Origin of the sequence: Thermococcus sp., assembly GCF_015523185.1 — an archaeon.
In the GTDB taxonomy this organism is placed as follows: Archaea; Methanobacteriota_B; Thermococci; order Thermococcales; family Thermococcaceae; genus Thermococcus.
In genome coordinates, this window is record NZ_WAKV01000055.1 from 23,941 (window position 1) to 35,945 (window position 12,005).

Here is a 12,005-nt window from a genome sequence, read left to right on the forward strand (position 1 = left end):
TTCACACCCCGTTTTCGCGCTCTATCTTGTGGAGGAGGACCTTTAGCCTCTCAACAAAGTCCTCCCCCACGGGCAGGTTCTCCCTAATCATCAACTCAAGGGTCTCGATGGCCTTTCCCAGTTCCTCCCTGTTTTGCGTCGTGTAGAACTTCAGGTCGTTGAGCGTGTTCAGCAGTTCCGCCTTTTTGTTGAGCTCCGCGTAGGCCAGGGCGAGCTTTGAGAGCGTCTGCACGACGAGCCTGCTGTTTTCCCTGACTTCCTCCGCGGTCTTGCTTCTCTTTAACGCCTCCACGCTTTTGGCCAGGGTCTTCTTCAGCTCCTCCACCCGGGATTCAAGTTCCGCCCTGCGTTTTTCACTCTCCTCAAGCTCGTTGAGGTCCTTCAGGAACTCCTCAACCGACTGATAGCGCTCCTCCTTCCTCTTTGCAAGTAACTTCTCAAAAATGCCGTCGTACTTCGCAAGGGCGGGGTTAAACTCCGAAGGGGGTTTGTGGCGGTAGTTCTCGTCGGTTATCTTGCCGAAGACCTCCTCGTATGTGTAGCCCTCGAAGGGAACTTTGCCGGTCAGCAACTCGTAGAAAATCGCCCCGAGTTGCCATACGTCGGTTCCCGCATCGGTGTTGCCGTATTTACTGGGCATCAGGTGCTCGGGTGCGGCGTAGAGCGGTGTGTAGCCCATGACGCTCCTTCCCGAGCTCATCGTTCCGATTTTTGCGAGTCCCCAGTCGGTTATCTTTGGCGTTAGGTCACTCTTGAGGAGAACGTTTCCAGGCTTTAGGTCAAGGTGGTAGATGCCTTTCGAGTGGGCATGTTTTAGTCCTTCGGCGATTCCCCTTACTATCCTCAGAGCGGTTTGCTCATCAACGGGCTTGGACAATTTCTCAAGCGTTCTAACTACCTTCCCGCCAACGTTGGCGCCTTCAACAAACTCCATCTCAAGGTACGGGACCGGGAGAATGTCGGCATCGTAGAGCTTTACAATGTTCGGGTGGTTCAACTGGAACCATGTCGAAACCTCGCGGAGGAAAGTCTTGCTCGTCCTCTCGTCTATCCTTGGGATTTTCAGCGCAACTACCTTACCGTCCTTCTTTCGTCTCACCTTGTAAACCCTGGCGAACCCACCCTCACCAAGGAATTCCAGGGGCTCGTAGCGCTGAAGAAGCTCCAACGGGAAACCTGGAGCGTTCCTCGTACCCGTCCTCCCGGTTCTGCGCGCGTTACCTGGAAACGTAAGAACCCACTTCGTCCCTCTTTCCCGCCCTCCGGTAACAGAGTCTTCCCTGAGCCTCTCCAGGGCTCGATTTATCCTCTCCACGATTAACTGTGCCTCTTCGCTGGTGATAACCTCATGCCGTCTTTTCACCTCCTCCAGGAGCCTTTTGACCTGGGCTGGGGTTATCCTGTAGGTTATCTTCCACTGTCCGCCGATACGAGAGACGCCCAAATCCTCCGGGAAAACCTCCAGATAAGCCTCGGGCAAAAACGATGCCGAGCACTCCTTGGGGGCGACGAGCGTGCCCAGGTATTCCTCCTCACCGGAGAGAACCCGCGAGACGTAGGCCAGATGCCTGTCCTTCCAGTTCGGGTTCCTCAGTAGCTCCTCGAGTTCCATTATGACCTCATTCGGGAGAAGGTTCCTGATTGGAACCCCTGGGGAGGCGTCCGTTGGGGGTCTAACGGCATCGCAGTAAAATCCAACGAAGTACCATCTCCTGTTAAGGGGGTTCATACTTATGAAGAGCACGATTCCACGGTGGAACTTCTGAGGGGTCCTAATTGTGAAGCCATAGTACTTGTTGGGGGAAAAGTCCTCGTAGAAGTTCCACCACTCATGAGCATAGCCGGTTCTCCTGACGAACTCAAACCCGGAGTCGTACCTCCTCTCAAAGGATTCCCAATCGAAGCCCTTCCATCGGTTGAAGGACCAGTTTATCTTCGCCACAAGCCTGTCCAAGGTTTTCACCCCTCAGAAACCACCAACCGAGTGAACGATAACCTCACCCTTCTCAACGAGCTCCTCCGGAACGGGGAGCCCCTCTTCAATCCTCAGTTCAATCTGTTCGATGAGTCCTTCAAGTTCTTTCCTCTCCTTCCCCTTCGCGTACCGTAGGAAGTCCCTCGCGTATTTTAACGCCTCCTTTGTGTCTCCAATCCTGAGATGGAGGAGAAACAGCTGGCCCGCGTAGTAGGCCGAGCGCGACAGCTCGACGCTCCTTTTGAGCCCCTCCCTGTATTTGACACCGAGTATTTCGGCCAGGTCCCTCTGCAGTTCTTCCATACTTTCGTAGCGCTCCTCCTTATCCTTCCTCAGACAGCGGAGGATTATTCCGTCAAGGGGCTTTGCCTTGGGGTTCAGCTCGCTCGGTTTCACCGGTTCCTCCATGACTATCCTTCCGGCAACCTCGACAAAATCACTCCCCTCAAAGGGCCTCCTTCCGGTCGAGAGCTCGTACATGAGAACTCCCAACTGCCACACGTCGGTTCTCTCGTCAACTTCCCCGAAGCGTGAGGGGCTTATCTGCTCCGGCGCGGCGTAGTAGGGCGTCATAGCCGTTACCGTCGTGGTTCCACTCTCGAAGAGAACCTTCGCCAGCCCCCAGTCGCTTATCTTCGGCTTGGAGCCCTTGAGAAGGACGTTACTGGGCTTCAAATCGCGGTGGATTATCCCCTTGGAGTGGGCGTATTTTAATCCCTCCGCTATTTCAAAGGCTATCTCAGCAACTCTTCCAGGGGAAAGGGGTTTCTTAACGTCCTCAAGGGAGCGGTCGCAGAGTTCCATCTCTATGTAGGGGTATGGAGCCAGATTGGCGTCGTGGAGTTTCACTACGTTGCCATGTTTGAGTTCGCGCCATACCGAAACCTCGCGGAGGAAGAGCTTTCCGGTTCTCTTGTTTACAACGTGGGGAACCTTGAGAGCGATCCATCTGCCATCCTTTAGGGCACGGTAGACCCTGCCAAAGCCCCCTTCGCCTATGAGCTCGACCCTTTCATACCTCGACAGGAGCGCATCCAGTCCGCTAACCCCGCTCTCCCCGGTAATCTCGATTTCGAAGGTTTTCACCTCCACAAACGGCCCTGAGCTAACGCGAACTGCAATCGAATGCCTCCCAGCTTTAGAAGGCACGAAACGCACGTACTCGCTCCTCTCCTCCCCGGGGAGAAGGTAAAAGCCGATGACCTTTCTCTCCAGCTTCCCATGAAGAGCTAACTCGGACAGGTCTATCGAAACGCGAAGGCTTTTTCCTGTCCTGTTCCTGAAGCCGACCTTTATCAGTGCCTCAGTTCCCCGGATTAACTTTTTCGGCGCCTCAAAAATCAACCCGTCAGCGAGAGGAATCCCACGATTTCTACTCTTGCTACTCGGTTCCCTCGGCATCGGCCTCGGAACCTGTCTGGGCCTGGGATATGGCCCCCGTGAGCCGGTTTCCCTCAGGAACCTCTCCACCCACGGTAGGAAGACGAAAAACGATATGAGTAACCCAAAGCCCTTCAGGAGGGCAATCAGGAAAATCGAGATGACGAGTCGCCTGACGAAGTCCTCTTCGAGGCTCTTCCTCGGCATCTCACTCCGTCTCCTCCTCGATTACCTTCTTCGTGGCCTCCTTCGGCTCAAGTTCGCCCTCCTTGACAGCTCTTATTGTGCTCAGTATCTCCTCAAGCTCCTCGTCGGCCTCAAAGTCCTCGACTCCGATCGTCCTGTCGGTCATGCCGAGCATCTTCTCAAGGCTCTCGTTGAAGTTTCTCGCATCTAGCTCCATCTCGATTAACTTCTCCTCCAGCTCCCTTGGCGACATTTTCTTGAGCATCTCCCAGGTTGGCGTTCCCTTCAGGAGCTCCTCGTTCTCCTTGATGATGAGCAGGTTGCTGACGAGCATCAACTGCTTGTTCAGCTGGGCGTGGGTCGCCTGGAGGTTCTTCTTGCGTTTGTTGAGGGTCTTTATCTTCGTGGCTATCGTGAGTTCCTCGCTCCTGCTCCTGACCTTCTTTGCCCTCTCAAAGAGCTCGGCTATCTCCGCTTCTATGGCCCTGAGCTCGCGCTCAACCTTCTCAATCTGGGCCTCAAGCTTCATCTGGTTCTCAAGTAGGTCCTTGAGGGGAACGTCCAGCGGATTCTTCGGTCCAAAAAACTTTGAGAGGAGCCCCATGTCACTCCTCCTCCGTCTCGGCCTTCAGGACCTTCTCCACAACTTCCTCTGGTTCCGCCTCACCGCTCTCAACCTGGGTCCAGGCCTCGAAGAGCTCCTTCTCCGTCTCGTCTTCGCCCTCCTCGAACTCGGCTATCTCCATCTCGAAGACCCTGTTAAGGCTCTCCACCATCTCGTTGAACTCCTTGCCGTCGAGGTTTATCCTTATGAGGGCCTTCTCAAGCTCTCCAGGTTCCACCTTCTTGAGCTTGTCCCAGACTCCAACCTTGCGGAGCTCCTTCTCGTACTTCTTGACGACGATTAGGTTCTTTATCAGGGTGTACTGCTTCTGGGCCGTCGTGAACTCCTTGAGCTTGAGCTTCTCCTCCATATCCAGGCTCTTAATTTCCTGGGCGAGCATCTTTTTCTTGAGTTTGTCGGCCCCTGTGCCCTGCTGGAAGATCTCCTTCTTCCTCTTTTCTATGGCGTTTATGTCCTTCTTCAGCCTCTCGAGCCGGTTCCTAAGCCTAATCTCCTCCTCCTGGAGTTCCCTGAGGGAGAGCTTCTCAACGGTGCTTTTCCTACCAAAAACGTCTCGTATTCCCATCTCATTCACCTCCAAACTCCTTTGAAACGAGGACGTATCCAACACCCTCCACGTACTTGGCAACGTAGCCCTCCCCTTGGAGGGAGAGGAAGGCCTTCCTTACGATTTCAACGGGCAGGTTCAGCTCGTTCAGCGCCTCCTCAAAGCGGACGTAGTGCTTGTAAGTTAGCCGGTTGCGCAGGAAGCTCCGGGCCTTTTCAAGCAGTTCCTCGTCGAACTCAAGCCTGAGGAGCGGGGCAAAGGCCCTTGCGTAGGGATCGTTGGGATTGTGAATCATCTCGCCCGAGCCGAGGTCAAGGAGTAGCAGGGAAACGTTTGCGTCAACGAAGTTCCTGTGGAACTCATCGGAGGAGACGTAGTTGTAAATCCTCCTCTCAAAGCCGGTTGGTGAAGCTATGAGTAAAACAGTTCTCTTTTCTCCTTTTCTTACGTCGTCGAGGATGGCGTTCAGCTCGGCGAGCTCTACAGGATCCGTGTCAAAGCCGTATTCGGCGTAGCGCTCAGGTCTTGAGAGGTAAAGGGCCCTGACGATGAGGTTCTCCTTCTTACCAAGGAGCTTCTTCTCCTTCAAGCTAGCTTCGATGAGAACGTTGGTTGGAACGTTTTTGAGGGCAATCTCGTCGAGTTTTTCCCTGTATCTGGAGCGGTCAAAGGTTTCCTTCTCCTCTATGGCCTCGACCTTGAAGGTCTTTCCGAGCAACCTTACCTCGTTTCTAAGCTTGCCCCTAATCCTGCCTGCGAAGTTCATCTCCATCATCCTGGCCTCATCGCTTCTGACGAAGCGCGAGCCTTTCTCCACCTTTCCAGCAAGTCTAAGGACTTCCTCAATCTGCGTTCTGGCTTCCTCTTCAGCTTTCGAGAGCTCCAGTTCTCGTTTTTTGAGTTCCATCTCCTTTTTCCTCAGCTCAAGTTCCCTCTGTCTAAGCCTCTCGGCGATGGCAACGACTTCGGCCTTCATCCTCTCCTCTGCCTTCCTGAGTTCTTCCTCCAGTTTTTCCCTTAGCTCTTCATCCTTCATCCGCGATATCTCCTCGATGAGTCTGGCCTTCTCCTCCTCGAATTGTCTTCTGAGCTCCTCGTTCTTCCGTTTTAGCGCCTCGATTTCTTCCTCCTTGGCCGATTCAACCTCAGCCCTAATCCTCTCAACCTCCTCCTTCCAGCGCTCGCGGATGAGTTCTATGGCCCTTCTCAGCCTCTGGACTTCCAGCTCCTTCTCCTCAAGCTTTTTCCTGTAAACCCTCTCGACTGCCTCCGTCTCCTTTTTGGCTTCCTCAAGGAAGTCCCTGAACCAGTCGAAGCGCGCGGTTGCCTCCGCAATCGCGAGGTTTATCTTCTCCCTGTACGAGTCCCAGGTTGACTTCAGGAAGTCCCTGAGGGCCAGTCCGTGCCTTGGATTTCTGAGGAACTCCTGGAGCCACTTGTCAAAGGAGTAATACTCCCGAAGGAGAGAAAGAACTTCGTTGTCCCTGTGCATTATCAGCTTCATGACGTCCTCCCTTGAGTAGATTTCAAAGACGTTGTAGCGGAAGAGCCTCTCAATGGCCCCCAGCTCCTCGGGGGTGAACCTTCTCTTAGCGGGTTCAAAATCCTCTCCGTTTCTGCTAAACGACCACGCCAAAAGGGCCAGCGCCCCCTCGAACTTTGCCCTGAAGCGCCTGTCCAGGTCCCTAAGGAAATCCCCGCATTCACCCTCCTGGTAGCGGTTGTAAGCCTCCACGATTCTGCCCCATAGCTCAGCCCTGGTTCCGTAGCTTTCCCGCCAGACGTCGGTTCCTAGCCTCAAAACCCGTTCCGCTGGGCGGAGAAGTTCTTTAACGCAGTTCGCGTTTCCCTCCTCAAGGAGCCCCATGGGAATCACCCGCCAGGGGTTTTAGCTCCTCGTCAATTCGAGAAATGAGATAATCAACGACCTCACCGTAGCCCGAGACCGTGACCCTGACGAGGGTACTCGCTCCAACTCCAGTGAGGTCGAACTTTATCGTTCCCCTCCCCTTCCTCGTGTAAACCTCGCAGGTCTCATCGAGCCTGAACGTCCCTCCGAGCTTGGAGCACAGGTAGGTGAGAAACCTCCTGACGAAGCCCTCCTCCTCTGGTATCCGGTACTCCCTCGTAACACTCCTTTCCCTGAGTTCAGGCCACTCCTCAGCAACGCGAAAGACCCTGACTTTCTCGGCGGGATTGCCCTCTATTTTTGAAAACAGCTCCTCAAAGAACTCCCTATCGCGGTCGGTCTCTATGATGAACGTCATACCCCTTGGCTTTTCAACGCCTGCCCTCTCGGCCCACTTGGAGAGAAGGTAGTCAACGCGCTTTCGCTCGGCGTCATCATCGTACGAAACAACGACGAGGTACTTCATACGCCATCACTACCCCGGTTCTCTCAAACGCTAGTATTTGGCGTTATTGCCTATTTAAAGTTTTCTCCATTTTGGAGAAACCTGTGAGTGGGTAATTCCGGTAAAACAGAGGCTGAGTAAAAAAGATTTGAAAAATCAGAGCCTCCTCCTCAGTAGGAGAGGCGCCACCGTAAGTCCGACAATCAAACCGGGACCGCAGATACTTGAACCCTTCTTACCCTCTGTCGTTGTCGTCCTGTCCGATGAACTCGTTTGGGTTGGCGATATTTCCTCGGGCTTTTTGCCCTCGACCATCAGTTCCCTCCATTCTTTGAGCCACTTGTCTGTGTTCTTAGCGAGCTCCTCGGCCGGTATCGAGATGACTTTCGCTGAGCTAACGTTGAGTGCATAGTTGAAGCATGTCGGGGGCTTTACTTCCTTATTGACAGGATACATCCACTGGGTAGTTGGAAGCTTCTCCTGGGCTTCCTTACTTATCAGGAAGTTTATGAACTCCTGGGCGAGCTTAAGGTGCTTAGTTCCCTTGACGATTCCGGCACCCTCAATCTGGACGTAAGCTGTGTTGTTGAGGAAAATCGCACCGATGTTTGTGCTGTTCTCCTCACAGGCAGCATAGGCGGGGTCTGTGGCGTAGCTGACAAAGAGAGGGGCCTGGTTCTTGTCCCACATCTCCCAGCCGGCGCTCCAGCCTTTGACAATTATTACGTCGTTCTGCTTGAGCTTCTCCCAGTAGTACGGCCACCTGTCGCCGTAAACTCCTATCGTCCAGAGGAGGAACGCCATTCCCGTTGAGCTTGTGAGTGGGTTCTCAACTATTAGCTTGCCCTTCCATTCCGGCTTGGTCAGGTCTTCAAAGGTCTTCGGCGGGTTCTTAATGACATCCTTCTTGTAGACTATCGCTATGGCTCCATAATCGTAGGGGGTCAGGTGGAAGGTCGGGTCAAAGTCCTTGATAATCCACTCCGGTATGTACCTCGCGTTTTCGGGCTTGTATGGGATTAGAATGCCGGCCTGCAGGGCCTTCTGGAGGTAGCTGTTATCTATTCCAACCACGACGTCAGCCTGAGGGTTGTTCTTTTCGATTATAAGCTTGCTCAGGACTTCTCCGGCATCTCCAAAGGTCACAAGCTGAACCTTGACCCCATACTCCTTCTCAAATATTGGAATTATCTCCTTCATCCAGGGTTCAATGCTGTCGTAGGAGTAAACTGTCAGCGTCTCCTCGGCCTTGACTGGCCTCGCCCCCGTGAGGGACACAAGGAGAACGGCCATCAGGAGCAGTGCCATTATTCTCTTCATTGAATCACCTCCAATTAACCGGTTGTTGAGTTCCATAACCTAATAATCACGGGATTAAAAAAGGTTTGCTTCACATAGTTGTCCATTACTCCTTCTTGCCTACCATTTTGATGACGTAGTCCGCTGCGTTCTGCAACGCTACAGAAAAGCCAGGTTCTGTTCCTATGACTATCGTTTCCTTCCCCCTCCTCTTAGCTTCTTGGATTATAGGCAGGAAATCGGCGTCGCGCGTGGCCAACGCTATGACATCAACTTCAGAGTTGTAAATCAGCTCCATCGCCTCAATGGCTATTCTCACATCGGTATCGCCAGCAACAATTACAGGTTCAAGTCCTTGGTTAACGACTGCCTCTATAAGCCCCTGCGGTGCGTACTGGTTGAGCACGACCTTCGCCACCCTTATTCGGCCGATTCGTTCGAGTGCCTCAATGATGTCCTCAAGTTTTATGCCGAGCTCCTTTCGGAGGATGTTTGGGCCGTCAATTATGAGCCCGATACTCTTCCCATGGGTCTCCTCATGTTCTTCTTTCTCACGCTTCAGAACCTTGATTAGCGTCTCCTTCATCCCTCGTTCCCCCTCTCGTTCTTTGACTGCAGTATTATAGCATAATCCGCGGCGTGCTTCAGTGCAACGGAGAAGCCTGGCTCGATTCCTATGACTATCGTTTCTTTCCCCTTTTCCTTTGCCTTGAGGATGACCGGAAGGAACTCTGCGTTCCTGGTCGCTATGGCTATAACGTCTATGTTTGGATTGTAAATTTCGCGCATGGCCTCTACGGCGAGCTTGACTCCTGTCTCACCGGAAACGACAATGGCCTCAAACCCCTGATTTGAAACGGCCTCAATAAGACCCTGTGGCGCGTATTGGTTCAGAACGACCTTAGCGACCCGAATGTCTCCAAGATTCTCAAGCACCTCGACGATGTCCTCAAGCTTTATCCCAAACTCTTTGCGAAGAATGTTCGGACCATCTATGAGAAGTGCAATTCTCTTCCCGCGCCGAGAATTCCGTTTGATAATTCCGATACTTCGAATTCCGTCCTTCGTCATCGAGATTATCTTCTCCCAGCTTCCCCCTGGCATAGCTGTCACCGTTGAAACCGCTGAGATGAACATGACCATTTAGATGCTAATCATATAAAAATGTTCGTCAGAGGAGCCTCTTGTAGTAGTACCAGAGGCCCCTTATGATGTCGCGCACCTCAATCATTGTGAAGGTCTCGGTCCTGTCTATGAGCTTCGCGGTTTCTTCCCAGCTGTGGGCCTGTAGAACACGGTAGATTAAGAGCTTTATCTGCCTCTCATCCAGATAAGGCTTCATCCAGCCGTCGAGGAAGTATAGCTTCACTATTGGCTTTACGGCATCTACCACCGTGTCGTAGGTCAAAACCTTGCCTGTGAAGGCGTCAAGGCGCTTCTTCTGAATTTCGGTGAGGTAAACCGGGTAATCAACGGCCTCGCCGAAGGGCGTCTCGAAGAGCCAGCGCGCTATCTCAGGCTCGAGCTCACGGTGAGTATCTCCAAGCCACTCTGTAAGCCTAATCCTGAACTCGTCATTGGCTTTCTTGATTAATTTTTTAGCCTTCTCGCTTATCGGCTTGAGGACTATAGCGGTAAACTCTCCACTGACAGGGTTTCTGGCCGGACTGAGGTGAACCACGGCAAAGCCGTTCCTGACCCAGAAGCGGACGAGCTCTTCACTCGCTCCAAAGCCGGAACCAATCCAGTCGAGACCTTTCTCTCTGGCTTCTTTTTCAAGGAGCTCAAGAGCCTTGCTTCCGAGTCCCATGTCCATGGCATCTGGATGAGTCGCTATCCTGACTATCCTGTAGCCTTTCAGCCTGGCGAACTCCTTCAGATAATGGTGCTTGACCATCATGTCGGGGATTATGTTCCCGCGTGGCTTGTAACCCTTGGCCATCTTGTCTATTACCTTTTTCGGAATGCTACCCTCTTTGGCTATCTGTATCGCCGTCACTATCTTGCCATTCTTGAGCCTCAGAACCCTCGCTTCGTGGTGCGGAGCGTCTGCCAAAAGAGCCACATCGCTCGGCCTGTTGCGGTAATGAGCGAGAATGTAGATTCCAACGAAGTTTCTCAAATCCTCTCTGTCGTTTTCGAACCAGTTATCCAAATCAGGCTCCTCAAGGTAGACTTCCTTCCTCTTTATGAGCTCGTAATCTTCCTCCGTCAGCTCGACCGGCTCCGCATCGAGGAGCAGAACGTCGAAGAGCCACCTCTCAATGGGGTCGTTTTCAGCGTAGCGAATCGGTTCGTCCATGTGGAGCTCCTTAAAAGAGCGCTTCTCCCTTGCTTTCTTGAGGAACTTGACCGAGAAACCCCTACCCGCTCCCTCATAGCCGTGTATGGTTGACGAGTAAACCACTCGCTCCTTGTTGAGGTACTTGTGGAGTACCGGCACGTGGATTCCGGCAGCTTCATCCAGAATGTAGAGGTCGGCGCTCTTTTTATGCCCTTCAGCTGGCGGATAATAGCGTAGGCCTATCTTCCTCGCGTAGAGTTCCTTTATGAGGCCCTTCTCTTCCACCACGTAGGGCTTGAAGCCGAGCCTTTCAAGGGCCCTCTTAGCGAAGCGGAACAACGCTTGGACGTTCTCAAGCTCTGGAGCAGTAACAACTATCCTCGTCCTTTTCTTGAGTGCGAGTGCAAGGCCGATAGACGCTATACCAACTGAAACGCTCTTACCCCTCCCTCTATCGGCGGTTAAAACGAGCATTCCGCCGTCAACGAGCTCTTCAAAGGCTTTAATCACTTCAACCTGCCCCTTGGTTAGGGCCATCTCGTAGAGCTCCTTCGGGAAGAGCGTCTCCTCGGGAATTGGAACGCCCTTTCTTCCTTTAATCCTTGCCTGACTCTTCGAGCGCTTTGGTTTCTTTCTCGCTTTCCCGTTCTCGGTTATGATATAAATCCCATCGTGCTCCGTGAACTTTCTGATGAGCCTTCTGTTGAAGCGCTTCTTCACATCGTCTATCGTGTAGGGAGGAGTAACTAGGCTCTTGTGGAAGCCCGTCCACATGTCCTTCCACTTTTCGAAGGGGTTGGCAAGGATGAATATCAGCCCGCCACCGCGAACCGTCTCGATTATCCTTCCCAAATCGTTGGGGGAGTAATCGTAGCTCATATCAAGGACGAGAAGGTCGTATGTCCTTCCGAGTATGTCGCGGGTGTGCTTGAAGGTTACTGCCTTTACATCGACGTTTGAACCAGCTAGAACGTCAAAGTGCTTCCTAAAAGCTTCGTATCTTTTTCTTCCAAAGGTTTCCTCCCCGAGGGCGTCTGTGGCGTAAAGAACTTCGATTTTATCCTCGCTCTCATCCCTGAGGCGCTTCCTAATCAGCTCATCGATAACATCGCTCAGAACTCTAGCAGAGGCCCCTGCAAGAATTCCGGCCAGTTCCGCCTTCCTTAGCGTGTCCCCTTCGATTACAATCATTCTCCTATGGAAGTTTTCGAGTGCCTGAGCTAATGCCGTCTCGGTGAGCTTGAGAATCGAGTCCTTAACCTTCTCGCCTTTAGCGTAGTCTCTCACTTCCTTATCGAAGCGGACCTTGACGGTCATTTCTCATCCCCTGGTAAAGGGGGAAAAAGGTTTTAAAA

At 52.8% G+C, this 12,005-nt stretch carries 10 protein-coding genes; all 10 read right to left on the bottom strand.

The genetic code is table 11. From position 1 onward, the window contains the following. Nucleotide 1: 1 nt before the first annotated feature. On the bottom strand, nucleotides 2-1,954 hold the full coding sequence (locus F7B33_RS06070; RefSeq protein ID WP_297073769.1) for a serine/threonine-protein kinase: 1,953 nt from the start codon (nucleotides 1,952-1,954) through the stop codon (nucleotides 2-4). Nucleotides 1,955-1,966: 12 nt separating this feature from the next. Then, nucleotides 1,967-3,562, bottom strand: a complete 1,596-nt coding sequence (locus tag F7B33_RS06075) for a serine/threonine-protein kinase (RefSeq protein WP_297073771.1) — start codon at nucleotides 3,560-3,562, stop codon at nucleotides 1,967-1,969. A gap of 1 nt (nucleotide 3,563) precedes the next feature. Then, nucleotides 3,564-4,145, bottom strand: coding sequence for a hypothetical protein (locus tag F7B33_RS06080; RefSeq protein ID WP_297073774.1), 582 nt, complete (start codon nucleotides 4,143-4,145; stop codon nucleotides 3,564-3,566). 1 nt (nucleotide 4,146) lies between these two features. Further along, nucleotides 4,147-4,731: a chromosome assembly protein gene (locus F7B33_RS06085; RefSeq protein ID WP_297073776.1), complete on the bottom strand. Its 585-nt coding sequence runs from the start codon at nucleotides 4,729-4,731 to the stop codon at nucleotides 4,147-4,149. Between the two features lies 1 nt (nucleotide 4,732). After that, nucleotides 4,733-6,580 (bottom strand): hypothetical protein, encoded by a 1,848-nt coding sequence (locus F7B33_RS06090; RefSeq protein ID WP_297073778.1) that lies wholly within the window; start codon nucleotides 6,578-6,580, stop codon nucleotides 4,733-4,735. Then, nucleotides 6,567-7,088, bottom strand: coding sequence for a hypothetical protein (locus tag F7B33_RS06095; protein WP_297073781.1), 522 nt, complete (start codon nucleotides 7,086-7,088; stop codon nucleotides 6,567-6,569). Before F7B33_RS06095 ends, F7B33_RS06090 begins: the two co-directional genes overlap by 14 nt. A 135-nt stretch (nucleotides 7,089-7,223) precedes the next feature. Then, on the bottom strand, nucleotides 7,224-8,387 hold the full coding sequence (locus tag F7B33_RS06100; RefSeq protein ID WP_297073783.1) for a thiamine ABC transporter substrate-binding protein: 1,164 nt from the start codon (nucleotides 8,385-8,387) through the stop codon (nucleotides 7,224-7,226). 85 nt (nucleotides 8,388-8,472) lie between these two features. Beyond that, a complete protein-coding gene (locus tag F7B33_RS06105; RefSeq protein ID WP_297064358.1) occupies nucleotides 8,473-8,952 on the bottom strand; it encodes a TIGR00288 family NYN domain-containing protein in 480 nt (159 codons plus the stop codon). Next, nucleotides 8,949-9,470 (bottom strand): TIGR00288 family NYN domain-containing protein, encoded by a 522-nt coding sequence (locus F7B33_RS06110; protein ID WP_297064363.1) that lies wholly within the window; start codon nucleotides 9,468-9,470, stop codon nucleotides 8,949-8,951. Before F7B33_RS06110 ends, F7B33_RS06105 begins: the two co-directional genes overlap by 4 nt. A gap of 67 nt (nucleotides 9,471-9,537) precedes the next feature. Then, a complete protein-coding gene (locus tag F7B33_RS06115) occupies nucleotides 9,538-11,967 on the bottom strand; it encodes a tRNA(Met) cytidine acetyltransferase TmcA (protein WP_297073784.1) in 2,430 nt (809 codons plus the stop codon). Between the last annotated feature and the right edge of the window lie 38 nt (nucleotides 11,968-12,005).